General features: G+C 70.6%; 22 protein-coding genes, 1 tRNA gene and 2 pseudogenes. 9 read left to right on the top strand and 16 right to left on the bottom strand.

The genetic code is table 11. The features are described 5' to 3' along the window. Window positions 1–97: 97 nt before the first annotated feature. Both dcd and ABGB06_RS18510 read left to right on the top strand, forming a co-directional pair. Window positions 98–673, top strand: coding sequence for a dCTP deaminase (gene dcd, locus ABGB06_RS18515; RefSeq protein WP_347590688.1), 576 nt, complete (start codon window positions 98–100; stop codon window positions 671–673). A 44-nt stretch (window positions 674–717) separates the two neighbouring features. Then, window positions 718–791 (top strand) — tRNA-Gly (locus ABGB06_RS18510). A gap of 314 nt (window positions 792–1,105) precedes the next feature. Here ABGB06_RS18510 and ABGB06_RS18505 read toward each other — a convergent pair. From ABGB06_RS18505 to ABGB06_RS18495, 3 genes are all read right to left on the bottom strand, one after another. Continuing rightward, window positions 1,106–1,519, bottom strand: coding sequence for a PIN domain-containing protein (locus tag ABGB06_RS18505; protein ID WP_347590686.1), 414 nt, complete (start codon window positions 1,517–1,519; stop codon window positions 1,106–1,108). After that, complete coding sequence (locus tag ABGB06_RS18500) at window positions 1,507–1,758, bottom strand: type II toxin-antitoxin system prevent-host-death family antitoxin (RefSeq protein ID WP_347590684.1); 252 nt, start codon at window positions 1,756–1,758, stop codon at window positions 1,507–1,509. The genes ABGB06_RS18505 and ABGB06_RS18500 overlap by 13 nt, the downstream gene beginning before the upstream one ends. 429 nt (window positions 1,759–2,187) lie before the next feature. Then, the gene (locus ABGB06_RS18495) at window positions 2,188–2,337 is read right to left on the bottom strand and encodes a hypothetical protein (protein ID WP_347590682.1); all 150 of its coding nucleotides are present in this window, start codon (window positions 2,335–2,337) and stop codon (window positions 2,188–2,190) included. Window positions 2,338–3,054: 717 nt separating this feature from the next. Between ABGB06_RS18495 and ABGB06_RS18490 the strand changes: the two genes are divergently transcribed. Next, complete coding sequence (locus ABGB06_RS18490; protein ID WP_347590680.1) at window positions 3,055–4,179, top strand: hypothetical protein; 1,125 nt, start codon at window positions 3,055–3,057, stop codon at window positions 4,177–4,179. 292 nt (window positions 4,180–4,471) lie between these two features. On the opposite strand, the pseudogene ABGB06_RS18485 reads toward ABGB06_RS18490, so the two are convergent. Next, window positions 4,472–4,656 (bottom strand): annotated as a pseudogene (locus ABGB06_RS18485) (IS5/IS1182 family transposase); the annotation flags it as partial. A gap of 347 nt (window positions 4,657–5,003) precedes the next feature. Between ABGB06_RS18485 and ABGB06_RS18480 the strand changes: the two are divergent. Together ABGB06_RS18480 and ABGB06_RS18475 are read left to right on the top strand one after the other, a co-directional pair. Further along, window positions 5,004–5,507, top strand: coding sequence for a SigE family RNA polymerase sigma factor (locus ABGB06_RS18480; protein WP_347590678.1), 504 nt, complete (start codon window positions 5,004–5,006; stop codon window positions 5,505–5,507). A 1-nt stretch (window position 5,508) separates the two neighbouring features. After that, complete coding sequence (locus ABGB06_RS18475; RefSeq protein WP_347590676.1) at window positions 5,509–6,609, top strand: hypothetical protein; 1,101 nt, start codon at window positions 5,509–5,511, stop codon at window positions 6,607–6,609. Window positions 6,610–6,645: 36 nt separating this feature from the next. On the opposite strand, the gene ABGB06_RS18470 is transcribed toward ABGB06_RS18475, so the two are convergent. From ABGB06_RS18470 to ABGB06_RS18450, 5 genes and pseudogenes are all read right to left on the bottom strand, one after another. Further along, window positions 6,646–7,257, bottom strand: coding sequence for a hypothetical protein (locus ABGB06_RS18470; RefSeq protein ID WP_347590674.1), 612 nt, complete (start codon window positions 7,255–7,257; stop codon window positions 6,646–6,648). A gap of 299 nt (window positions 7,258–7,556) precedes the next feature. Continuing rightward, window positions 7,557–7,645 (bottom strand): annotated as a pseudogene (locus ABGB06_RS18465) (addiction module toxin RelE); the annotation flags it as partial. Window positions 7,646–7,826: 181 nt separating this feature from the next. Continuing rightward, complete coding sequence (locus ABGB06_RS18460; RefSeq protein WP_347590672.1) at window positions 7,827–9,896, bottom strand: caspase family protein; 2,070 nt, start codon at window positions 9,894–9,896, stop codon at window positions 7,827–7,829. 6 nt (window positions 9,897–9,902) lie between these two features. Further along, a complete protein-coding gene (locus tag ABGB06_RS18455; protein WP_347590670.1) occupies window positions 9,903–10,247 on the bottom strand; it encodes a hypothetical protein in 345 nt (114 codons plus the stop codon). Between the two features lie 379 nt (window positions 10,248–10,626). Then, window positions 10,627–11,031, bottom strand: a complete 405-nt coding sequence (locus ABGB06_RS18450) for a MerR family transcriptional regulator (protein ID WP_347590668.1) — start codon at window positions 11,029–11,031, stop codon at window positions 10,627–10,629. A gap of 60 nt (window positions 11,032–11,091) precedes the next feature. On the opposite strand from ABGB06_RS18450, the gene ABGB06_RS18445 reads away from it, so the two are divergent. Further along, a complete protein-coding gene (locus ABGB06_RS18445) occupies window positions 11,092–11,982 on the top strand; it encodes an NAD(P)-binding domain-containing protein (RefSeq protein ID WP_347590666.1) in 891 nt (296 codons plus the stop codon). Window positions 11,983–12,050: 68 nt separating this feature from the next. Here the strand turns inward: ABGB06_RS18445 and ABGB06_RS18440 are convergent, their stop codons facing one another. From ABGB06_RS18440 to ABGB06_RS18415, 6 genes are all read right to left on the bottom strand, one after another. Beyond that, window positions 12,051–12,956: a class I SAM-dependent methyltransferase gene (locus tag ABGB06_RS18440; protein WP_347590664.1), complete on the bottom strand. Its 906-nt coding sequence runs from the start codon at window positions 12,954–12,956 to the stop codon at window positions 12,051–12,053. Between the two features lie 28 nt (window positions 12,957–12,984). Then, window positions 12,985–14,076 (bottom strand): NAD(P)-dependent alcohol dehydrogenase, encoded by a 1,092-nt coding sequence (locus ABGB06_RS18435; RefSeq protein WP_347590662.1) that lies wholly within the window; start codon window positions 14,074–14,076, stop codon window positions 12,985–12,987. A 2-nt stretch (window positions 14,077–14,078) separates the two neighbouring features. Further along, window positions 14,079–15,482, bottom strand: a complete 1,404-nt coding sequence (locus ABGB06_RS18430) for an aldehyde dehydrogenase family protein (protein ID WP_347590660.1) — start codon at window positions 15,480–15,482, stop codon at window positions 14,079–14,081. A gap of 16 nt (window positions 15,483–15,498) precedes the next feature. Continuing rightward, window positions 15,499–16,248, bottom strand: coding sequence for a (5-formylfuran-3-yl)methyl phosphate synthase (locus tag ABGB06_RS18425; protein ID WP_347591068.1), 750 nt, complete (start codon window positions 16,246–16,248; stop codon window positions 15,499–15,501). A gap of 351 nt (window positions 16,249–16,599) precedes the next feature. Further along, window positions 16,600–17,043, bottom strand: coding sequence for a PIN domain-containing protein (locus tag ABGB06_RS18420; protein ID WP_347590658.1), 444 nt, complete (start codon window positions 17,041–17,043; stop codon window positions 16,600–16,602). Further along, window positions 17,040–17,300: a CopG family transcriptional regulator gene (locus tag ABGB06_RS18415; RefSeq protein WP_347590656.1), complete on the bottom strand. Its 261-nt coding sequence runs from the start codon at window positions 17,298–17,300 to the stop codon at window positions 17,040–17,042. The genes ABGB06_RS18420 and ABGB06_RS18415 overlap by 4 nt, the downstream gene beginning before the upstream one ends. Window positions 17,301–17,469: 169 nt before the next feature. On the opposite strand from ABGB06_RS18415, the gene ABGB06_RS18410 reads away from it, so the two are divergent. From ABGB06_RS18410 to ABGB06_RS18400, 3 genes are all read left to right on the top strand, one after another. After that, entirely contained in the window at window positions 17,470–19,320 is a 1,851-nt protein-coding gene (locus tag ABGB06_RS18410) for a glycoside hydrolase family 3 N-terminal domain-containing protein (RefSeq protein WP_347590654.1), read from the top strand. Between the two features lie 36 nt (window positions 19,321–19,356). Beyond that, complete coding sequence (locus ABGB06_RS18405) at window positions 19,357–20,628, top strand: DUF1343 domain-containing protein (RefSeq protein WP_347590652.1); 1,272 nt, start codon at window positions 19,357–19,359, stop codon at window positions 20,626–20,628. A gap of 173 nt (window positions 20,629–20,801) precedes the next feature. After that, window positions 20,802–22,583, top strand: a complete 1,782-nt coding sequence (locus ABGB06_RS18400) for a serine hydrolase (protein WP_347590650.1) — start codon at window positions 20,802–20,804, stop codon at window positions 22,581–22,583. Window positions 22,584–22,590: 7 nt separating this feature from the next. Here ABGB06_RS18400 and ABGB06_RS18395 read toward each other — a convergent pair whose 3' ends face one another. Continuing rightward, complete coding sequence (locus ABGB06_RS18395) at window positions 22,591–23,085, bottom strand: hypothetical protein (protein WP_347590648.1); 495 nt, start codon at window positions 23,083–23,085, stop codon at window positions 22,591–22,593. Between the last annotated feature and the right edge of the window lie 18 nt (window positions 23,086–23,103).

Genomic DNA, 23,103 nt, shown 5'->3' with positions numbered 1-23,103 from the left:
GTCCTTCTCCCTCCGTCACCCGTATAACGATCACACTGCCGATGGGTGGCGGCGGGGCTCCCGGCCTCTCGGGGTTGCGCTGGACTAGGCTCGGGGCGTGCTTCTGTCAGACAAGTGCATCCGAACCGAGCTCGACGCGGGCAGGGTGCGTATCGAACCGTTCGAGCCGACGATGATCCAGCCGTCCAGCATCGACGTGCGGCTGGACCGCTACTTCCGGGTGTTCGAGAACCACCGCTACCCCCACATCGACCCCTCGGTCGAGCAGCCGCACCTGACACGCATGATCGAGCCGGAGGGCGAGGAGCCGTTCATCCTCCACCCGGGAGAGTTCGTCCTGGCCTCCAGCTACGAGGTCATCACGCTGCCCGACGACATCGCGTCACGCCTCGAGGGCAAGAGCTCCCTGGGCCGCCTCGGCCTCCTGACCCACTCCACGGCCGGCTTCATCGACCCGGGCTTCTCCGGACACGTCACGCTGGAGCTGTCCAACGTGGCGACGCTGCCGATCAAGCTCTGGCCGGGGATGAAGATCGGCCAACTCTGCCTGTTCCGCCTGGAGACGCCGGCCGAGCGCCCGTACGGATCCTCCGGCGTCGGGTCCCGCTACCAGGACCAACGCGGCCCCACCCCGTCCCGGTCCTACCTGAACTTCCACCGCACCCGCGTCTGAGATGCGCTAAGCTGACCCCCACGCCACCGGCTCAGCCGGCGCGCGCGGGCGTAGTTTAATGGTAGAACATGAGCTTCCCAAGCTCAGAGCGCGGGTTCGATTCCCGTCGCCCGCTCCAACGTTGAAGGCCCAGGTCAGGGACCCAATCCCCAACCTGGGCCGTCGTGTTGTCCGGACCGATCCAGGGTCGCGTGCCTGTGAGGGGTCAGAAGTACCGCCGCGCGGTTGGTCACTCGGTGACATCGCGATCTGGTGAGGCGGCCTCGCTCCTGCGTGGGTGTTGTCGACCACGAGAGCGACGTGCGCGCGCAGTCCCGTCGTACGGGACTCACCGCGCACGATCCCCCGGCGTCGGGGAGACGCGCAATCGGTCTGGAGCGTGAAGACAGTGGTCGTGTTGAGTCCGCATGCTTCAGCGCCCACTGCCCTGAGCTAAGGGAGGCCGACCGCCTCCACGGTGATGCCAGGCAGTTCGTCGAAGTTCGCCTTGACGTCGGTGGTGATCAACGTCCGGTTGGTGACGACGGCGGTCGCCGCGATGATCAGATCATGCGCGCCACGAGGCTTACCCGACCTGCGGACGTGAGCCAGCAGGCGGGCGTGCGCCCGGGCCACGTCCAACGTGTAGTCGTCCACGGGGACCACGGCGAGCACCGCGTCGACGAACGCCTGGCGGCGGCGTGCGATGAGTTCGTCGCCCGCGAGTTCCACGCCCTGAAGCAACTCGGCCGCGGTGACCGCGGCAATGGAGACATCGTCGTCCCGCGTGCGCAGCAGCTCAGCCAACTCCACTCGACCGCGATCAGCAGCGGCGAGGACACCGGTATCGAGAATCACCCGTCCCATGGGTCCTCCAGAGTCAGCAGTTCCCGGGTCCCCATCACGTCGGACGCGAAGTCCTTATCCAGGTCCGTGGCGTGCCGCTCCAGTACGTCAGCGAGCTCGGCCCCGTTCCCACTCGGCACAGGGCCGAGGACCGCCAGACGCCTGCCATTGCGGGTGATCACGATCGTTTCACCGTGCTCCGCCTGGTCCAACACCGAGGCGAAGTTTCTGGACGCCTCACTCGCACTCATCGTTCTCATGGCTTCAGAATATCAGAACCATGCTGGTCAAACAGCCTGACTAGCCAATGTCTCGATCGCCGACTCACCCCGTCCGAGCCCTGCTCGTCCTCAGCTCACTCGACGAGTAGGCTCGCCGCCTGGAGCGCAGTGGAGACAGCGGGCGAGCCGCCCGCCTCCCCCGGAGACCGTGCCCGATGGGTGCCCGATGGGGTGGGGAATCGGGGTCAACCACGGGCCTCCGCGGGTGGGCCAGGAGTGCTCGCCGGGCGGTGTTTGGCCAGGCCAGGTGGGCTGTGAGGACCGAGGGGCGCGGTGATTCCCAAGCTCAGAGCGCGGGTTCGATTCCCGTCGCCCGCTCCAACGTTGAAGGCCCAGGTCAGGGACCCAATCCCCCACCTGGGCCGTGGTGTTGTCCAGGCCGGTTCGTGAGCCGCGTGCCAGATGAGGTCAGGCGACGGTGAACTCCGCGTCGACGAAGTCGGCTACGACGCGCAGTTGGCCGCCGAGGGCCTCTACGTAGGAGCGGAGCGTTGCCAGCGCGGTATGGCTGACGTCTCCGTGTTCGATCGCCGACACTCGGGAAGCGGACACGCCCATGGCGTCGGCAACCGCTCGCTGTGCCAGGGCCTGTTCCCGGCGGATCTCGGCAAGTCGGTGGGTCGCACCTCGGCGACGAGCCGATCCATCGACTCACGCCTCTGCTCCGGGGACCGCACGGGCAGCCCAGCGGCTTCGCGACGCTCGCGTGCCCTGCGCTTGGTCTCCTCCCAGCTGCCTCAGACCAAGCACAAGCCGGCCCGCACCGCCGTTGCGGTGATGGACCAGCCATGGCTGATTGCCGGGCTACGGAGGCGGGAGGCAAGTGTGCGTCGGCGTCGGGCACGAGGTGGGATTGATCGATTGCCGTCGGGCCGGTGGCGGTTCGCTACACCCACGGGAAACGGCGGTACGCAGCGCCAGGGACGTACGCCACGCGGCGGCAGGGCGACGCCCCGACCTGCGCTGGCACGACCTACGCGCCGCCTCCGCCATGTTCCTCTACGCCCACGGCGCCACCGCCAAGGACGTCCAGGACCACCTCGACCACGCCACCCCCCACACGCGGACGCCGGCGCCCGGCGTCCACTGGCTGGTGGTCGCTGGCCCCGCCAAGGGCGAGCGCCAGACCACGACTTCTACATGCACGTTGGCGCGCGAGAACGAACGTGGAGACCCAACACCTTTGCTACCACGCACAACCGACAGCCCCTGCGGCCGCATCAATAACTTCAGAAGGCTCCGTCGCCGGACGTGCCTGTGATCAGTGGAGTGTGGATGTCGAACGTGACGGTAGCGCGGATCGAAGATCGAGGTCTGCCGGCTAGACGCCTGCGGTGGGCGATCGGAGCCTCGGCTCTGACGCTCGTCTGGGCTGCGATGTTGGGGATACCAGCTTCGAGCGCGGCAGCGCCGAGCGTCGATCCGTACACCTGGACCGAGACGCCGATCGGCCAGCCCGGCCTCATGATCGAGGACGTCGACGCCGCCGACGGTACCGCCTGGGCCGTCGGCTCCGAGAACGGCGAGCGGCTGGTGGCGCTGCGTCGTGACGGCGACGCCTGGACCGACGCGACGCCGGACGTCTCGGGGGACAACCTGGTGGGGGTGGCCGTCGCCGCTGCCGACGACGTCTGGGCGGTCGGCTGGGACGGTTCCGACGAGGGAACGACCAGTCCTCTGGTGACGCACTGGGACGGCGCGACGTGGGCGGAGATCCCGAGCCCGGCGGAGATCGGCGCGTTCGACGACGTCGTCGTCGATGCGGAAGGCACTGTCTGGGTGACCGGCTGGGCTCGGATCGGCTCCGCCGAACCCGCTGTCGTGTACCAGTACGCCGACGGCGAGTGGACCGAGTACGCCGACGGTCTCGAGGGCGCGATCAACGGCAACAGCCTGACGGTGCTGGCGCCCGACGACGCGTGGCTGGCGCTCAACCCCGGCCTGGCACACTTCGACGGCATCTCCTGGACCATGGTCGACGAGTTCCCCGCTGACGGATCGCAGATCCTGAGCGGCATCGCCGCTGTCGACAGCACCGACATCTGGGCGGCGGGTCATCAGCCCACCGACGGCGCGATCCGGCCGATCGCCTGGCACTACGACGGCACGGAGTGGAGCAAGGTGCGGACGCCGAACGTCTCGGCACAGGTCTACGACGTGACGATCGCCGAGGGACAGCCCGTCGTCGTCGGCGAGGAACTCGATCCTGACTGGGCCTCGACCCCCCTGGTGCTCACGACCAAGCTCGGCGCCGAGCGTCCACGCCTGGTGCAGGTCGCGAGTCCGACCACGAACGCCGTCGTGCTGACCAGTGCCGACGCCGATGCCGGACGGCTCTGGGTGGCCGGCGGAAACATCGACGTGTTCACCGGCTTCGCCGCCTACACGGAACTTCCCTGACATGAGGGGGCACCGCCGACCGATGTGCCGGACATCAGCCTCGATGCGTCAGCGAGGTCCGGTCGCCGATCGGTCCCGCGATTCACCCGTTGTGTTCCACTTCGGTTGAGGCGGGGCCTTCGCCGCCGCCGCGGTCCGCGCCGGGTTTCCACGGGCTCGAGGGGTACGGGCTCCCCCGTCTCGGTGCGTGTGGGCGCCGGACGGGGTCGTCAGGTCATTGATCCGCTTCCAGCTGGTGGTGAGGCCCAGGGCCAGGTCCGCTCCATGCGCAGCTGCGGCGGTGGGCCTGGTCGTGAGCGGTGCAGTACGCGGCGGCGACGTCGGCAGCGCCGGGCGCCTCTCGGATCACCCGGCGGACTGCCGAGATCAGCTGGGTGACCGTGTCCTGGGCGGCCACCGCGTCGTCGAACACCGTGGAGTCCAGCGCCCGCCGCCGCCTCCGCGCAGGATGCCGGTGGCGGTCACGCCCTCCCTGACTCGGGTGGACATCCGCCCCGGATCCGAGGACCGCTGCGGCCGGTGCCGGAACACCACCGTCGCGGCCGGCATCTGCGGCGGCAGGACGGCCGACCGTCGCGTGCGGGGCACATGTCCACCAGCCCATTCCCCGTGCACGCAGACCAGTCCGGCCGCGTGTCAACAGCCGCGGGCCAGAACCAACGATTCTCTGTGATTCGCCCAGGCCGCTCACCGTGCGTGTCCGCTCGCTGCTGGCCTGGGTCGATCTGTTCAGGGCCACTCGCGGCTGACCCAACCTTATGACCGTCTCCGGAGTCAGGCCAGATGAAGGGGGGCGTAAGACAATGCACACCGAGACCAGCAGCATGAACGCACCGACGTTCGAGGCGTACGCCGGCGTCATCTGGCCGTCGCTGTACCGCAGCGCGTACCTGCTCACCGGCAACCACGCAGACGCCGAGGACATCGCTCAGCAGACGTTGTTGAACGCGTATCGCTCCTGGTCGCGGGTCATCCGGTCGGACTCGCTGGACGCGTACTTGCGGCGCGTGCTCACCAACGTGTTCTTGTCGGGCCGCCGCCCGAAGAAGCGGCGGCTGGAGCTGTTGACCGACACCCCGCCCGAGCCCGACGCCGCGCGGCCACCGCACGCGCCCGAGGACCGGTTGATGCTCTGGCCGCATGTGAAGTCACTGCCGCCGCGCCAGCGCGCGGTGATCGTGCTGCGCTACTACGAGGATCTGAGCGAGCAGGAGATCGCCGACGTCCTCGACTGCTCCCGCGGCAACGTGAAGTCCACCGCACATCACGCACTCAAGGCGTTGCGAGCCGCCCTCTACTCAGAACGCACCGACGGGAGGGAGAACTAACATGAACGTCGACGTCGAAGAGATCCTCAGGCGTGAGTTCCGTGAGGTTGCCTCCGACCTGCGGGTTCCGGTACGTCCGCCCATGCCGCGGGAGCCGGTCCGCAGCCAACGTCTCTGGCGGCCACTGCTGGTCGCCGCCGCCGTGACCCTCGTCGTCGTGAGCGCGGTCGCCGTGGTGTTGTCGTACCGGGACGGGGGAAGACCGCAGCCGGCGACATCGGCCACGGAGAGGCCCTCTGTCCGTCCCCTCACTGCTGACGCGCCGACGGTACCCTACGTGTTCGACGGCCGTTTGTACGTCGGGGGAGAGCAACTGCCCGGGACCTGGTGGACCGTGAACCAGGCCGGTGGCGCCTGGGCCGCGCAGCGCGACGACGACACCTGGTGGTGGGGCACCGGTGCCGAGGAACACGCCATCTCCGGCACGGTGATCTTGCAGCCCCGGCTCTCTCCCGACGGCAGACTGCTGGCGGTCGGCACCACGCAGGACGGCGGGCAGGTGCTGCTCATCGACACGCAGTCCGGTGAGACGGTCAACACGCTGCAGATTGATGCGACCGGGCCGGGCGATCCGAACGCTCTCGGCGTCGTCGCGGTCACCGAGGACACCAAGGTCTTCCTCGAGAGTGACAGCCGGCGTCTGATGTGGCTGGCGGCCGAGGGCAACGAGACTGTCGACCTCGACACCACCGCGCCCGACCAGTGGGTGCAGGGCAGCACCACCGCCGGTCTGATCGTGTTCGACAGCACCAGGGACGGCGAGCGCGATGCGTCATACCTGGCGGAGGCCACCAACTCGGGGACGCTGAGTCGGTTGCGGACGCTGCCGGGCGAAGACGTCGAGGTCAATCCGTCCGGCACCTGGCTCGGGTACGGAGGTGCCTGGGGCGGCGAGTCCCAGACGATCCCCGAGATCACGGCGCAGACGGTCGACGGCAGCCGACAGCTCACACTGAAGCCACCCGACAACCGGCAACTCCTCCTCATGACCTGGGAGGACGATGACCTGCTGCTCGCCGAGTTGCACACCGACGGAAGCCCGACGGGGCTGGCACGATGCAGCATCCGCGAGGAGGAGTGCCTGGCGATCGACGTCCCCTGAGCGTTCCCGCTCCGGACCAGCGGAAGCCGGCCCGCGTCACGAAGGCGTCAGTTCCTCCAGCCAGGGGTGTCCGGGGTGTACGCGCCTCAGCCAGCCGCTGAGGGTGTTCCGGCGCGTCCGGCTCAGGAGCGGCAGGGTCGCGTCGAAGTCCGTCTGGTCCTTGGGGCGCGGTGCCTTCGCTTTGAACAGCAGCACCAGCTCTGGTGTCAGGTACGGGATCCCGTCCGCCGTCCGTTCGATGATCGTGTCGTACGGCAGCCGCAGACGCTTGTCGCGCCGGCAGATCCAGGTCCCGCCCTCGTGGGGCTCGCGGAAGACGTCGAACAGGAACTGACCGCTCGCGGGATCCCGCAGCCAGGTCTGGTGCGTGACCGCCAGCGCGTCAGCTTCCGCCGCTGCCCAGATCCGCCCCGAGCCCACCGCGTCAAACACGTACTCGGGGAAGCGGTCCCGGACCTCCGCGAACCCCGCCGCAGGAACCGCGATCTCCAGATCGCCGTGCGGCCGTGACTGGTCCCCGCGGAACAGATCCAGCGCCCACCCCGCCGCGATGTACCAGGGCACATCGACGCCACTCAAACGCTCCGCGACCTGTTCCGGCCGCCAGGCGTCCGCCCAACGGGCATTCAGTTCGTCGTCGTCGAGCACAGCGCCGCCGGGCGGGAGAGAATCGATCACCTGAAGAAGCTACTGCCACGAACCGGCGGAGTGCGGTTCCTCGGCAAGGCCCGCAACCGGGCCCGCGGCTAGGACGGATGCGGCCTCATCGCTTGACCGGCTCGGGTGGACCGCCGTGCACCTCGGCGACGGGCCGATCCATCGACTCACGCTTCTGCTCCGGGGACCGCACGGGCGGCCCAGCGGCTTCGCGACGGTCGCGTGCTCTGCGTTTGGTCTCCTCCCAGCTGACCGCGTTCATTCGTACTCCCTGGTTCCAAGATCGGCGAGTACCAGCCTCGCCAGTTGCCGGCCTTGTCGCCCGCGACCAGGAGCACCGCCGCCGGACGGGGGCGAAGACGAAGAGTATGCGGATCTCGCGGACGGACCGAGAACGCTCAGCCGTGTGAGGGACTCGTGGCGGCCCGCCGCCGTGCTCCGGCTCACGGTCTCTCGTTCGCCCGTACCCACTCCTAAGCTAGGTGGTTACTTCACGCGTGGTCGCCCTGGTGGCCGGAGGATTCCACTCCGGTTCCCGCTGGGTTCCCTGGGTCAGGACACTAGCCCGGGGGCCACTGCCACAACTCCACCGTGCCATCGGTGCGGGCGGAAGCGGCCAGCATGGTGCCGTCCTGGGTGAACACCACGTCCCCGGTTTCGACGGAGTCGCCGATCTGCTCGCCGGTGTCGAGGTCCCAGAGCTGGCATCGGGCGTCGTCGTCGAGGGTGGCCAACGTGGCGTTGTTTGGGCTGAACGCCACGGCAGGGGCGTCGGTGTCGACGGGGTAGCCGACCGGTCCGCCCGTGTCGAGGTCCCACAGCTGGAGTCGGGCATCGTCGTCGAGGGTGGCCAGCGCGGTTCCATCCTGGATGAGCACGAGGCGCGGGACGTAGCTGTCGTTGGGAAAGTCGGCCTGTTCGCCGTTGGCGAGGTCCCACAGCTCCAGTGAGTTCGGGTATTCAACGGCCACCAGGGAGTTGTCCTGGCTGAACTCGAGTTCAAGGGCGTGTTGGGTGTCGATGGGGTCACCGACCGGTGTGCCGGTGGCGAGGTCCCACAACTCCAGTGAGTTCGGGTATCGAACGGCCACGATGGTGTCAGGACCGACGACCCAGCTGGCATCCGGCCCGATGGAGACCTCGCCGATCTGTTCGCCGCTTGCGGTATCCCACAGCTGAAGTGTGCCACCCGCCTCATCGACGTTCGAGGTGGTCAGCTTGGTGCCGTCGCGGCTGAGTCCTTGGGGGGTAGCGTCCGTAATGATGGGATTACCGATCCGCTCGCCGCTGGTGGTGTTCCACGTCTGGAGCATGTCCTCCATGTCGTCACGGCTGAGCAGTGCGGTGCCGTCCGCGCTGAACATCACATCGAGGGCGTGATCGGTACGGATGGGTCCGCCGACGCGCGCACCGGTGACGGGATCCCACAGCTGGATCGTGCCGGACAAGGCAACGGTTCGCGGGCGCCCCGGCCGGTCCCACAGATCAGTGCTGCCATCGACGTCAAGGACGGCCATCCTGGTGCCGTCCGGGCTGAATTTCACCGAATCGGCATTGTTCTCGTCATCGGTGAAGAGAACCCGACGTTCCGCACCACCGAACGGATTCGGGGCGGGGGTGGCCGGGCCCAGAGCCAGTAACCCGAGCATGGATAGTCCGGCCACGAGGAAGCGGGCGAACCGCGTTGTGTCCCTGCCTCGTGAATGGCCTCGGGCGGGTCGGACACGTGGGATGGACCTGGCCGAGGGGAACCGCGACCGGCGCACCGACCCCCTTGGCGTGGGAGGGGCGACGCGATGAAAGGACGTGCGTCCCGCGGCTGGCGGAACGACCGGGCGCTCCGGCTGGGGATCCTCCGTCATCTGGTTGGGTCGCTCCGCTGCGGCCCGCGGGGAAACGGCCGGGTTCCGGGCCAGCGCCAGGTCTCCGGGGGAGTCCCTGACCATCCGGCGCGGCAGCGGACGGGACGTCCCGAGCATCTCCGCGTGCAGGTGCACGAAGACCGTGTCCAGGCTCAGGAACTCGGAGCCCCCAGCAATGCCTTGACGAAGCAGACGCAGCAGCGCGCCGGTGAAGGCTGTATGACCTTCTCCGTCCTCGGCCAGCGCTTCCTGGGTGGCTCCGGCCGCCGCGATGACGTACGTGCCCTCGACAGCGGCCAGATCCGCCAGCCCGGTCCGCGGGTCTGCCATGCGGGGAAAGGCGCTGGCGGCGTAGCAGCAGTCGAGGACGACGATCCGCCTCCGGGCACGGGTGCCGGCGTGACGAATCTGCTTGCGCAGTTCGTTGTAGGGGACGGTCGTGTAGCTTTCGCCTGCCCGCGAGTCGACCAGCGTCAGGCAGAGTGTGCCGTCGTCAGGGTCCGTGAAGCCGTGTCCGGCGAAGTAGACCAGGAGCGTATCGGTCGTCTCCTGCGCCGCTTTCGCCACCGGTGCGACAACGTCGGGGATCGTCCTGGGGTCGCGGACGACCGTGCAGTGCTTCTGTGGCAGCGTCCAGGACAAGGATGAGGTCAACATCCCGTTAAGTGCCGTCACATTGTTGTGCACGGCTGGGAGAGAGCCGAAGTGTCGGTACTTGCTGACGCCGATGAGGACAGCACGTGATCGGTCGGGATCGGGGAGTACCACGTCCGGCTATTCCTGTGTGAGAGCGCGCGTGATGCGGACAATGGTCTCGTCGTCGGCGCCGTCCAAGGACAGGACGACACCGTCGTGCTCGATCCTCGCCGTGGGAGTGGCGCGGCGGCTGCGCCGCCAGGCCACGTAGGCCAACGCGAAACTGGCCGCGCTCCAGGCGTTGCCCGTGACCAGTTGGATCCAGTCCATCGCCCCGGTGCCCATCCGCCCCGCCTTCGGCGGAGAGGCCTCCCAGGAGATGATCGCGTTCCGGCTGACTTCGGGGGTGTCGTTCAGCCATTCACGCAACGAGCGCAACTCTTCGGCCGCGCCCGCCCCGTCCATGCTGATACGAATTCTCATCAACCGCCCCCAAAGTTGCATCCCGGAGGCATCGTAGCCGCGTGATAGTGGGAGGTGCAGAGAGGGCGCCGTCGGCGCCACTGTCAGTCCGTCTCTCAGCCGGCCCGCCTTTGGCCTGGCCGGGTGATGGCGGGCCGTCCTGGGGATGTGGTCGTTGATCACCGGGACATCGTGCGCGTGCAGTCCCGTCAGACGGGACTCACCGCGCACGAACAACAGGACGGGGCTCCTGAACCGACGCTAAGGCGGTCCGACCTTTCCGCCTCAGCAAGGAGCATGAGGATGTCGCTGCCAACCCGGTGCAGCGTGCTGCTCCGTATCCCCCAGGTTCGTGGCCAGGCCGAGGGCGTCGACGGTGGTCTCGTGGACGACGGGCCGCTCAGGCCGAGGATTTGAGGTCGGCATCGGCACAGGGTGGGTAGGTCTCCTTGCCCAGGTGCTCGGCCGCGTCGATGTAGGTGGCGAGGGCGCTGCGGGCCTGAGCGAGTCTGTTCATCTGATCGTCCAGTCGCTGCAGCCGTGACCGCATCGCGGCGAGCAGTTCGGGGCATCCGAGCAGTTCCGGAGTCTCTCCGACCGCGCAGGGCAGAAGGTACGCGATGTCCTCGGAGGACAGACCGGCACCCAGCAGGTGCCGGATCTGCTTCACCCGCAGCACGGCGCTCTCGTCGTACTCGCGGTAGCCGTTCGTGCGGCGGCCCGCCTCGAGCAGGCCGTGGGCCTCGTAGTAACGGAGCTGATGGGCGTTGACGCCCGTCCGTCGACTCAGTTCCCCGATCCGCATCGAGACCTCGCTTGAGCTTCGCTTGACCTTCACACCGGCATCAACGTTGACGATCGTGCCATGGACGACAACAACAGAGCCGATACACCCGTTACCGTCATCGGACTCGGACCGATGGGTCAGGCATCCGCCGGCGCGTTCCTGAAGGCCGGGCATCCCACGACCGTGTGGAACCGTACGGCGTCCAAGGCCGACCAGCTGGTGGCCCGGGGCGCGCGGCTGGCGCCGACCGTCGGCGACGCGCTCGGGACGGGTTCCCTGACGATCATCTGCGTCGCCGACTACCAGGTCGTGTACGAGTTGCTCGGCGCGAGCGATGTCGAGCTGGCCGGCACCACGCTGGTCAACCTCACCTCGGGCGACTCCGCCCAGGCCAGGGAAGCCGCCCGTTGGGCGGAGCGGCGCGGTGCCCGTTACCTGGACGGCGCCGTCATGGCCATCCCGCCGGCGATCGGGACGCCCGAAGCGGTGATCCTGCACAGCGGGCCGCGGTCGGACTTCGAGGCGCACAAGCCGGCGCTCGACGCGCTCGGCACCCTCACCTACCTCGGGGCGGACCACGGGCTGGCGTCCCTGTACGACGTCGCCGGCCTGGCCATGATGTGGAGCGTCCTGAACGCCTGGCTTCAGGGCACCGCCCTGCTCAGGACGGCCGGGATCGACGCCGCGACGTATGCGCCGTTCGCGCAGCAGCTTGCCACCGTCGTGGCCACCTGGCTGCCTGGATACGCCGAGCAGATCGACAGCGGCTCCTTCCCGGCCGAGGTGTCGGCCTTGGAGACCGACGCGCGCGCGATGGATCACCTGATCGCGGAGAGCGAGGCGGTGGGGGTGAACGCCGAACTGCCGAGGTGGATCAAGGCGATGGCCGACCGCGCGATCGCCGCCGGACACGGCGGGGAGCAGTATCCCGTGTTGATCGAGGAGTTCGGCAAACCCCGCACCCCCTGACCGGTTCGTGACGACGGCGGTCACGGCAAGGTCCGGGCGGTGTACCGGATGGCGGCGCTGGGCGGAGGTCATGGCCGGGGCCTGTGTGCGAACACCCACCGGTTGCCCTCCAGCGCGTCGTTCGGCTCGGGGAGAGGGCCGCGTCCGTGCTGGTGGGTGAAGTCGAAGGGGGTGTGGACCCGGATGGACCAGCCCATGGCCGTCAGGGCGCCGGCGGAGTCGGGTCGTGGGTCCTTGTCGAAGAGATGGAGCAGGTCGATGCCGATCTGTTCGCGCGTCGCCGTGTAGATCGCGCTGTCGCGGTACCGCAGCAGGTCCTTCTCCAGCTTGGCCTCGAAGGCCAGTGCGCTGCCCGCGGTGGCCAGCCGGTCCACCGTGTCGATGAGCCGCGTCTCCGCGGGGCTCGGCAGGTAGAAGAGCAGTCCCTCGGCCAGCCAGACGCTCGGCGCGGCCGGGTCGAAGCCGGCGGTGGTCAGCGCGGTGGTCCAGTCGGCGCACAGGTCGGCCGGCACGGGGACGCGCCTCACCCGCGGGGTGGCCGGCAGATGGGTGAGCACCTGGTGCTTGAACGCCAAGACGCCCGGCCGGTCGATCTCGAAGACCACGCAGTCGGAGGACCAGCCCAGCCGGAAGGCTCGGGTATCCAACCCGGCACCCAGCAGGACGACTTGACGAGCGCCCGCGCGGACCGACCGGAGGAGGAAGTCGTCGAGGACCCGAGTCCGCAGGCCGAAGTAGCGGGCGAAGCGCCCCCACAGCGGGTCGTCGTCCCCGTCCGGGACCTGCTGGATGCGCACCGGCCAGTCCGCGCACGCCGGGGCGGCACGCACGAAGTGTTCCGCGTAGGTGTCCTGGGCCAGGCTGTCGTGGCGGTGGGTCTCGATCGCCCGTGCCGCGGCGACGAGGAGGGCGGTCAGACCCACGCCTCGGTCCACGCCTGCCACGTCCGGGTGCCGCGGGGCCATGCCGACCATGTTTCCTCCATTGGCGGGGGTGAGGGGGTTACGGGAGCAGGACGGGTTTGACCACGCGGCCCGCGTCACAGTCCCGTTCGGCCTCGTTGATGTCGGCCAGCGGGTAGGTGCGGATCAACTCGTCGAAGGGGAAGCGCCCCGTCTGCCACAGCCCGGTCAGCAGCGGGATCAGCAGTCCGGGTACGGCGTCCCCTTCGCTGATGTGGCGGATGCCGCGGCCTCGGTCCAGCGTGCCAGGGTCGAGCGGCAGCGCGGTGTGGAGCCGCGCTACCAGGCCGAGGCTGCCGGTGGGGCGGAGCGCCTGGAGCGCCCCGTTGATGAGCGGGGACGAGGCCGTGGTGTCCAGCGCGTACCGCGCGCCGCCGTCGGTCAGCCGCCGGATTCGCTCGGGCAGTCCGGCCGTTGTGGCGGACAGCGGGATCGCGCCGAACCGTTCGGCAAGGGCCAGTCGTTGGGCATGCCTGTCGATGGCCACGGTCAGCGCGCCGGCGGCGGTGGCCGCCATCACGGCCGCCAGGCCCACCGCTCCCGCGCCGAAGACCGCGAGGGTGTCGCCGGGTCCGACCCCGAAGGCGTTCAGCACGGCTCCCGCACCGGTGAGGAAGCCGCAGCCGAGCGGCCCGAGCAGTTCGAGGGGCAGTGCGGGGTCCACTCGGACGGCGTTGCGGGCCGGGACGAGCGCGTACTCGGCGAACGAGGACTGGCCGAACCACCGGGGGGCCAGCGCTCCCCCGGTCGCGTCGGTGAGCCGCGGCACGTCCTCCTGGCGCCCCCCGAAGAGGTTGAGGGTGGCGAACGAGTCGCAGTAGGCGGGTGCCGCACCACGGCAGTTCGGGCAGTGTCCGCAGGAGTCGAAGCTCAGCACGACGTGGTCACCGACGCCGATCGAGGTGTCCGGGCCGCCGCCCGTCCGCACCACCACCCCGGACCCCTCGTGTCCGAGCACCGCCGGCAGCGGGCTGCGGCCGGCCGATCGCCGGACCGCGAGATCGGTCCGGCACATCCCGCAACCCGCGATCTCGACGAGGATCTCCCCCACGGCGAGTTCCGTGCGCAGGGTCACCTCCTCGACCGCGAACGGGTCCTCGTACGAGCGCAGTACGGCGGCCCGAAACCTCATCGTCACGGCTCCTGCGGACGGTGGACGACGAACGGCCGGAGGTTGCCGTACAGCCCCCACAGTCCGCCCGCGACGCCGACACCGCTGTTCCTGGCCCCCGCGAAGGGCTGGGCGAGGGACGTTTCGGCATGGTGGTTGATCCAGGCCGTGCCACATTCGAGCCGGTCGGCGACCGCCTCGGCCCGGTCGAGATCGGTGCCCCATACGGAGCCGCCCAGTCCGAAGCCGGTGCCGTTGGCGGCGTCGACGGCCTCGTCGAGGCTTCGGTACGGCAACACGGGCAGGACCGGTCCGAACTGTTCCTCGGTCACCACCGGGCTGCCGGGCGGGACATCGGTGAGGATCGTGGGCGCGAAGAAGTAGCCGGGGCCGTCCATGCGGTGGCCGCCGGCCGCCGCCCGGGCGCCGTCCGCCGCGGCCTGCTTCGTGAGCCGCTCGACCCGGGCCAGCTGGGGGGCGTTGTTGACCGGGCCCAGCCGGGTCGCCGGGTCGAGGCCGGGCCCGACGGCGACGGTCCTCGCGCGCTGGGCGAGGGCTTCGACGACCTCGGCATGGAGCCGGGCCGGGGCGTAGACGCGTTTGACCGCCATGCAGACCTGCCCGCAGTTGCGGAACGCGGCCCAGAACAGCCGGTCCGCGATCCGGTCCACCTCGACGTCGTCCAGCAGGACGGCGGCGTCGTTGCCGCCCAGCTCCAGGGTGACCCGGGCGAGCGGGGCCGCCGCCGCCTCGGCGACGGACCGCCCCGTAGGCACCGAACCGGTGAAGGTGACGTGGCGAATGCCCGGGTGGGAGGCGAGGCGGGCGCCGAGGGGTTCGTGGCCGGTGACGACGGTCAGCACGTCCTCGGGCAGGACGGTGGCCAGGAGGGAGCAGAGCAGCCGGGTGGCGAGGGGGGTGAACGGGGACGGTTTGAGGACCACGGTGTTGCCCGCCGCGAGCGCGGGTGCGAACTTCGCCGCCGCGAGCTGAAGGGGAAAGTTCCACGGCACGATCGCGGCGACGGGTCCGAGGGATCGCCAGCGGATCTCGCTGTGCACGGGCCGGCCGTCGGTGATCCGCCGGGTTCTCGGGGCCAGGTCCGCGAAGTAGCGCAGGCGGGCCACCGTACGGGCGATCTCCGCGTAGGACTCGGCCAGGGGCTTGCCCTGTTCCCGGGTGAGCAACCGGGCGAGGTCGTCGCCGGCCTTCTCCACGGTGTCGGCCGCCACGCGCAACGCCGTGGTGCGGGCGGCGGGGTCGGCGCGCCAGCCGTGCCAGGCCCGGTGGGCCCGGCCGACCACGGCGTCCAAGTCGTCCGGATGCTGGTCGGGGGCCTCGTCGAAGGTCTCCCCGGTGGCCGGGTCGACGACGGCGAAACATGCGGCCCGGCCTCCGGGGACGCGGTCGGGCTCAGAGGTCGGCATGTCTCCGGTGGGCACGTCAGGCCGGGACGCCGGCCGCGTGCTCCCGGGCCTGCCGGTCCATCTCCGCCCGAAAGGCGGCCACCAGACGCGGCTGAATCCTCCCGGCAGTGCGGTCGCCACCCTCGCAGACCGCTCCGCGCACACCCACGATGTCCGTGCCGATCCGGGTCAGCGGACCGAGATCGGTCTTGCTGACGCTGCCCGCGAGGGCGGCGAGCAGACCGGACGCGTGGGCCAGCCGGACGAACTCGGCACAGACGTCCGGCGGGGCGTGGTCGAACAGCCGCGTCCCGTCCTTGATGGCGGTGTCCAGCATGGCCGCGTCGGCGCCGGAGCGGGCGGCGATGTCGGGCACGGCGAGCGGGTTGACACAGCCGACCCGGTGGGCGTCGGCGTAGCCCGAGGCGACGACGAGCGCCTCGGGGCGATGCTCCTTCACCGCCCGGACGACCGCGCGCATGACCTCGATGCCCTGGTCTGGCGTCGTGCATCCGTAGAGGCCGACCTTGATGTACGTGGCGCCGGAGACGACCGCGCCGAGCGCGGCCTGAGCCACCGTGCCGGGCTTGTACGGGACGTCTCCCACGGTGGCGGACACCGGTGTGTCCGCCGGGACCGCCTCGCGGATCTCTCTGATGACCCAGGGGAAGTTGGCGCCGAGCGAGCCCTCGTCGGGCTTCTTGACGTCGACGATGTCAAGGTGGTCCGCCGCCTTCGCACAGTCGAGGGCCTCCTCCACGCTGTCCGGGGAGATGAGAAGCAACACCATGGGCTCCTTCCGCCGCATGTCCGCCTGGCCGAGGGCAGGGGTGCGGGCCACCAGGTTCATGTGAGGTGTGCTCATCATTTCCGCCGCCTGGGGGCGCCGGTAGAGCGCGCGGCGCCCGCAGGGGGCGCTCGTAGCCATGTGCAATGCGCCGGCGCACTGGCGGCCTCAGCTCGGCCCCCGAGGCGGCCATCGTCCACGTCAAGCGCCACCGGTCGCGGTGGTCGCGTCACGCTTCGACCAGCCCTGGGCGCCGCCCACGGTCGACAGCGACACCTCGCGCGATGGTCGAACGAGCCCTCGCGGATGTCATGCCCGACAGGGGTACGAGTGGCGACCGTCGGATCCGGCTCAGAGCGGAAGGTCGTCGGGCAGTACCCGGAACGCCTTGTGGTGGCCCATCGGGCGCACCGCGCGGAAGTCGCGCCGGTCGAGGGTGAGGATCGCGTCGGTGTCGTAGTCGGCGGCCAGGGCCACGGTCACCGCGTCAGCGAGGTCGAGGTCCAGGGCGCGGTAGCGGGCCCGGATCGACTGGGCGGAGCCCAGGTGGCCCTCCGTGATCTCCGGAACGACGACGCGGCCCCCTCGCATCCAGCGCCGGATGTCGTCGACCGCGCTGAGGGCGGCCTCACGGCCGAGTGCGCGCGTGGCAACATGATCGAGCTCGGCCAGCAGGAGCGGGGACATGATCAGGAGTCCCGCGGCCATGATCGCCTCGTTCGCCGCCCCGTGTTCCGGGTGGGCCGAGTCGAGGGCCGCCAGGAGGCCGGACGTGTCGGCGATGACGATGATCACGGTGCCGTTCCGGGGTCCGACTCGCGGTGGACGGCGTCGGCGACCGCGTCACGAACCTCGACCCTGGACGGCGTACGGCCCGGCCCTTCGAAGGTGCGCGAGAACAGCGGCTCGTCCCAGACCCGGTTCGCCATGGCCGCGAGGTGGATCCCCTGGCGGATGATCTCGGCCTCGCTCACGCCCCGGCGCCTGGCCGCCTCCTTGATGATCGCCAGGTCCTCGGGGTCGGCGTACACGTTCGTGCGCTTCATGGACATGTACCAAGGCTAGCCCATGTACCGTTCTGGTGTATGTCTGGGCGCTCGTATCGCTCCAGGGAGAAACTTCCCGTCGCGGGCCTCTTGATTTGGCGGCGATTTACGCCAGGCTTCGAGGAGCGGTGGTTCACTCCTGTCCCCCACGCCGAGCCATGCCAGGGAGTGCGCGATGGTCCTTTCCCGAAACGGCGGACGCCTCGCCATGGTCGTGGTGACCGCCGGGTTGACGCTGGTGACGGCGGCGGTGACCGCCTGTTCCGGTGACGGGTGTTCCGCTCCGTCCGCTCCGTCGACCACCCCGCGGAGTCAGTCCGAGCCCGCGCGGGACGGCTGGGTGGAGGAGACGCTGCGGTCGATGACGTTGGAGGAGAAGGTCGGGCAGCTCTTCGTCACCTACGTCTACGGCGAGACCGCCGACACCCGGCGCGAGGAGGACGTGGCCGCCAACCAGGAGTGGCTCGGGGTGGACAACGGCCGGGAGGCCGTCGAGCGCTACGACCTCGGCGGGGTCATCTACTTCGGCTGGTCGGACAACCTCGACAACCCCGAGCAGGTCGTCGGCCTGTCCAACGGCCTCCAGCGGGCCGCCGTCGACCAGCCCGCCGGGGTACCGCTGCTGGTCACCACCGACCAGGAGCACGGCGCCATCACCCGCCTCGGCGCACCGGCCACCCTGTTCCCCGGCAGCATGGCGCTCGGCGCCTCCGGCTCGGCGGCCGACGCCCGCGAGGCGGCGTCCATATCCGCCGAGGAGCTCCGCGCGGTCGGCATCACCATGAACCACGCGCCGGACGCCGACGTGAACGTCAACGCGGCCAACCCCGTCATCGGCATCCGCTCCTTCGGCGGCGATCCGCAGGCCGTCGCCGAGCTGACGGCGGCGCAGGTGGAGGGCCACGAGGCGGGCGGGGAGGCCGGCGTCGTCGCCAGCCCCAAGCACTTCCCCGGGCACGGCGACACCGACGAGGACAGCCACGACGAGCTGCCCGCCGTCGACCACAGTCTGGAGGAGTGGCGGGAGATCGACGCGCCGCCGTTCCGCGCGGCGGTCGAGGCGGGCGCGGGCGCCATCATGACCGGCCACCTGCAGTTCCCCGCGCTCGACCCGTCGGGCGACCCGGCCACCCTCTCCGAGCCGATCGTCACCGGCCTGCTGCGCGAGGAGCTGGGTTACGACGGCGTGGTGATCACCGACTCACTGTTGATGGAGGGCGTGCGGCAGGCGTACCCCGACGCGGAGGTGCCCGTCCGGGCGCTCCAGGCCGGGGTGGACCTGCTGCTGATGCCGCCCGACCTCGACCTGGCGTACCACGCCGTGCTGGACGCGGTCGCCTCCGGTGAGCTGACCGAGGAGCGCATCGACGAGTCCGTGCGCCGCATCCTGACGCTGAAGCGGGAGCAGGGCATCGTGGCCGCCCCCTTCGCCGATCCCGACCGGGTCCCCGAGGTCGTCGGCAACGCCGACCACGAGCGCGCCGCCCAGGAGATAACCGACGGCACCACCACCCTCGTCCGCAACGACGACGCCGTCCTCCCGCTCTCCGCCGGCGGCCAGAACGTGCTGGTGGCCGGGTCGGGACCGAGCCGGTCCGCCACCGAGGCCCTGTCCGCGCGCATCGGCGAGCGCGACGTGACCGTCACCAGCCAGCACGCGGGTGCGGACCCGGACCCCGCCGCCATCGACGCCGCGGTGGCGGCGGCCGCGGACGCCGACACGATCGTCGTCACCACGAACGACGCCGCGGCGCGTCCCGGGCAGGCCGCGCTGGTCGACGCCCTGATCGCCACCGGCAAGCCGGTCGTCACCATCGCCACGGGGCTGCCGTACGACATCGCCCACTACCCCCGCGCCGGCACCCATCTGGCGACGTACTCCACCGTGCCGGTGGCGCTGGAGGCCGCGACCCGGGTGCTGTTCGGCGAGACGGATCCCGGCGGCTCGCTGCCGGTGATGGTCCCCGTCGCCGACGACCCCGACACCCCGCTCTTCCCCCTCGGCCACGGCCTGACCTACCCCTGACCCACCCCTGCCCCACCCGACCCGCGTGGAGAAACGATGCGTCGCAGAGACCTCCTGGTCACGTCCGCCGCCCTGGCGCCGCTGGCGGCCAGCTCCCCCGTCCACGCCGGCGACCGGGCCCGGCCGGATCACGGCGCGGTGCGCACCGGGTTCGAGTCCCTGCGCGCCAGCGGCTACGCCTCGCTCGCCGGACAACGCGTCGGCATCATCTCCAACCCCACCGGCATCGACCGCGACCTCGGCCACATCGTGGACGTCATGGTCGCGGACGGCGGCGTCGACCTGCACGCCGTCTTCGGTCCCGAGCACGGCTTCCGCGGCACCTCACAGGCCGGCGAGGGCGAGGACTTCTTCACCGACCCGAAGACCGGCCTGCCCGTCTACGACGCCTACAACGACTCCGCCGAGATGGAGGCGCACTTCGCGGACCTGGGGCTGACGACCATCGTCTTCGACATCCAGGACGTCGGCTCCCGCTTCTACACCTACATCTGGACGTTGTACCTGGCGATGGAGGCGGCGGCACGCCTCGGCCTGCGTTTCGTCGTCCTCGACCGCCCCAACCCGCTCTCGGGCCGCGACGCCTTCGGGCCGGTCCTGCACGCCGAGTACTCCAGCTTCGTCGGCCTGAAGCCCATCGCCCAGCAGCACGGCATGACCGTCGGCGAACTCGCGCGCCTGTTCAACGACGTGTTCGTCCCCGAGGCCACCGGCGGCCGCCGGACGGACCTGCACGTCGAGCGGCTGGTCAACTGGCGCCGTGCGCAGCGCTTCACCGACACCGGCCTGCCCTGGGTCGCGCCGTCGCCCAACATGCCCACCCCACGCACCGCCGAACTCTACGTCGGCACCTGCTACTTCGAGGCGTCGGCGCTCTCCGAGGGCCGCGGCACCACGCTCCCCTTCCAGCTGCTGGGCGCGCCGGGCATCGACCATCGCTGGGAGCAGGCGCTCAACGCCCGCGCGCTGCCCGGCGTCCGCTTCCGGGAGGCGTACTTCACGCCGACGTTCTCGAAGTGGCAGGCCGAGACGTGCGGCGGCGTGGAGGTCCAGGTCACCGACGTCGACGCCCACGATCCCATCCTCACCGCGCTGACCATGATCACCGAACAGTGGCGCCTCTTCCCCGAGTACCGCTGGCGCAGCCAGGACGGCGACGGCGCCTTCTGGCTGGACAAGCTGAGCGGCGACTCGCGCGTCCGGCTCGCCGTCGAGGACGGCGCGGATCCCGGCGACATCCCGCGGATCTGGCAGGACGAGCTCGCGGCGTTCCGCAGGCTGCGCCGCGGCTACCTCCTCTACCGCTGAGTTCCGGCGCTGCGTCCCGGCGCAGTTCCGGCGCTGAGTTCCGGCGCGGAGACCTCCTGCCGAGACCCACCGACGAGGCCCACCGCTGACGCCCCCACGCCGAGACCGGCGCCGAGACCCACCGCTGACCCCCACGCCGAGACCGGCGCCGAGACGAGAGGCGACACCACGCGATGAGACGGCGACAGTTCCTCTACGGCCTGCCCGGCCTCACCGGCCTCGCCACCGTCGGGCCGGCGCTCCCCGGGATCGCCACCCCCGGCGCCCAGGCCGCACCGGTCGCCGGGGAGGCCCACCGCGCCGGCCCGCCGACCACCACGCCCGAGGACATCCGCTTCCCCGCCCACTCCCGCCCGCTGCGCCCCGGCACCGCGCAGGAGGCCGGGCTGCTCCCCGAGCACGTGGCCCGGATCGCCGACGAGGCCGCCGCCCTTCCCGACATCCCCGGCTTCGCCCTGATCGCGGTGCGCGACGGCGTGATCGTGGCGCACGAGGCCCGCGGCCACGCGCTGCGTTACGCCTCCTGGGACGAGGAGACCGCCACGGCCGTCGAGTTGCCGGAGGACGAGTGGGTGCCGATGTCCACCGACACCCTCTTCGACATGGCGTCGGTCACCAAGCTCTTCACCTCCACCGTCGCCGTCCAGCTGAGCGAGCAGCGGGTCATCGACCTCGACGCGCCGGCGGCCGACTACCTGCCGGAGTTCGCGGCCACCGATCCGGCGAAGGCGGCCGTCACGGTGCGCCAGTTCCTGGTCCACCGCTCGGGGCTGGTCTCGTGGCTCAACCTCTACGCGGACCTGCCCGACAACGAGGCCCGCCTCGCCGCGATCTACGACTCGCCCCTCCAGCGCGAACCCGGCAGCGGCTACGAGTACTCCGACCTCAACCTCATCACCCTCGGCGTGCTGCTCGAACGCGTCACGGGCGACCCGCTCGACGCCCTCGTCGCCGACCGCGTCACCGGCCCGCTGGGTCTGACGGACACGCGGTTCAACCCTCCGTCCAGCCTGGTTTCCCGCATCGCCGCCACCGAGTACCAGCCGTGGACCGGGCGCGGCATGATCCGAGGCAGCGTCCACGACGAGAACGCCTGGGCGTTCGGCGGCGTCGCGGGCCACGCCGGCATCTTCTCCACCGCCTCGGACATGGCGGTCTTCGCCCAGATGCTGGCGAACGGCGGGCACTACGCCGGCACCCGCGTCCTTGCCGAGGACACCGTCCGTGCCGTCCTGACCAACCACAACGCCGACATCGGGGCGTCCCCGCGCGGCCTGGGCTGGCAGGTCGACCAGCGCTTCTTCATGGACGCCCTCTGCTCCCCGGTGACCGCGGGCCACACCGGCTACACCGGCACCAGCGTCACGGTGGATCCCGTCTCCCGGATGGTGTTCGTCCTCCTCACCAACCGCGTGCACCCGACCCGGGAGCGCGGCACCGAGAGCGTCTACCGCCGCCGCCCCGCCCGCGCCTTCGCCCGCTCCCTGCCGGTGAGTTCTGCCCCGCGCCGCAGCGCGTGGTTCGCGGGGATGACGGACGCCACCGCCGCCCGGCTCACCGTCCCCGCCGCGACCGGCACGACGGTCGGCTTCGACCTCTGGTACGACACCGAGCCGGAGAACGACACCGTCACCGTCGAGGCCGCCACGGACGACGCCGGGACCTTCCGCCCCGTACCGCTCGCCCTCCGCACCCGCACCGGCGGGCACCGTTGGGAGTCCGACGGCACCGTGCACGGCTACGCGGCCCGGCGCTGGCTCCGGGCCACGGCGGACCTGCCGCCCGGCACCACGCGGCTGAGGTGGACGTACCGCACCGACGCCGACTACCTCGGGCGGGGCGTGTACGTCGACCGCGTCCGCGTCCTCCGCGACGACGCCCTGGTGTTCGACAGCGAGCGCCCCTCCGACGCCGCGCTCATCGTCGCCGAGGGTTGGCACGACTCCGAGAACTGAGTCGGAGTCAGAGACGCCACGGGTTGGCGAGGTCCTCGGTGATCACCACCCGCTGGGGCGCGTTCCGAGGGAAGGCCCAGACGCGGCCCGCGGTGCTGACGGCGGTCACCGTGGTCTCGTCGACGGCGACCTCACAGAAGGGGTTGGACCATCGGGAGACCGCGAGCCATTCCAGGGCGTCCTCGTCGTCGGCCCGGGTCAGGGCGACGTAGCCGATGCTCCCGTGCGCGCACGACTCGCCCGCCACGGCACGGCTTCCGGCGTGCGCGTGCGAGGCGAGCACGGCGTCGACGTCCACCCAGTTGACCGCGCTCCACTCGGTCGCCCGCAGGAGCTCGACCCACTGCCACCGCTCGGCCCGTGGCTCCTCGGATCCGCTCGGCGGGCGAAGACGCAGGAGGTCCATCACCACGAGGGAACCGTCGCCGAACAGGACGAAGTCACCGTCGGGTGCCTCGCGGGCACGCCAGCGGCGGTGCGCCTGGCCTGCTGCGGCTGTCACGTCCCGCTCAGCGTCCCG

Source organism: Streptomyces sp. B6B3 (assembly GCF_039871525.1).
Classification (GTDB): Bacteria; Actinomycetota; Actinomycetes; order Streptomycetales; family Streptomycetaceae; genus Streptomyces.
Note: the sequence above shows the minus strand (reverse complement) of the source record. Positions and strands in the feature narration are given on the sequence as shown.

Excerpts from the sequence above, each read along its gene's own strand:
- ABGB06_RS18505 (WP_347590686.1), bottom strand. The coding sequence starts at position 1,519 with ATGGGACGGGTGATTCTCGATACCGGTGTCCTCGCCGCTGCTGATCGC.
- ABGB06_RS18500 (WP_347590684.1), bottom strand. The coding sequence starts at position 1,758 with ATGAGAACGATGAGTGCGAGTGAGGCGTCCAGAAACTTCGCCTCGGTG.
- ABGB06_RS18495 (WP_347590682.1), bottom strand. The coding sequence starts at position 2,337 with ATGGGCGTGTCCGCTTCCCGAGTGTCGGCGATCGAACACGGAGACGTC.
- ABGB06_RS18490 (WP_347590680.1), top strand. The coding sequence starts at position 3,055 with ATGTCGAACGTGACGGTAGCGCGGATCGAAGATCGAGGTCTGCCGGCT.
- ABGB06_RS18480 (WP_347590678.1), top strand. The coding sequence starts at position 5,004 with ATGAACGCACCGACGTTCGAGGCGTACGCCGGCGTCATCTGGCCGTCG.
- ABGB06_RS18475 (WP_347590676.1), top strand. The coding sequence starts at position 5,509 with ATGAACGTCGACGTCGAAGAGATCCTCAGGCGTGAGTTCCGTGAGGTT.
- ABGB06_RS18455 (WP_347590670.1), bottom strand. The coding sequence starts at position 10,247 with ATGAGAATTCGTATCAGCATGGACGGGGCGGGCGCGGCCGAAGAGTTG.
- ABGB06_RS18450 (WP_347590668.1), bottom strand. The coding sequence starts at position 11,031 with ATGCGGATCGGGGAACTGAGTCGACGGACGGGCGTCAACGCCCATCAG.
- ABGB06_RS18445 (WP_347590666.1), top strand. The coding sequence starts at position 11,092 with ATGGACGACAACAACAGAGCCGATACACCCGTTACCGTCATCGGACTC.
- ABGB06_RS18440 (WP_347590664.1), bottom strand. The coding sequence starts at position 12,956 with ATGGTCGGCATGGCCCCGCGGCACCCGGACGTGGCAGGCGTGGACCGA.
- ABGB06_RS18435 (WP_347590662.1), bottom strand. The coding sequence starts at position 14,076 with ATGAGGTTTCGGGCCGCCGTACTGCGCTCGTACGAGGACCCGTTCGCG.
- ABGB06_RS18430 (WP_347590660.1), bottom strand. The coding sequence starts at position 15,482 with ATGCCGACCTCTGAGCCCGACCGCGTCCCCGGAGGCCGGGCCGCATGT.
- ABGB06_RS18415 (WP_347590656.1), bottom strand. The coding sequence starts at position 17,300 with ATGTCCATGAAGCGCACGAACGTGTACGCCGACCCCGAGGACCTGGCG.
- ABGB06_RS18410 (WP_347590654.1), top strand. The coding sequence starts at position 17,470 with ATGGTCCTTTCCCGAAACGGCGGACGCCTCGCCATGGTCGTGGTGACC.
- ABGB06_RS18405 (WP_347590652.1), top strand. The coding sequence starts at position 19,357 with ATGCGTCGCAGAGACCTCCTGGTCACGTCCGCCGCCCTGGCGCCGCTG.
- ABGB06_RS18400 (WP_347590650.1), top strand. The coding sequence starts at position 20,802 with ATGAGACGGCGACAGTTCCTCTACGGCCTGCCCGGCCTCACCGGCCTC.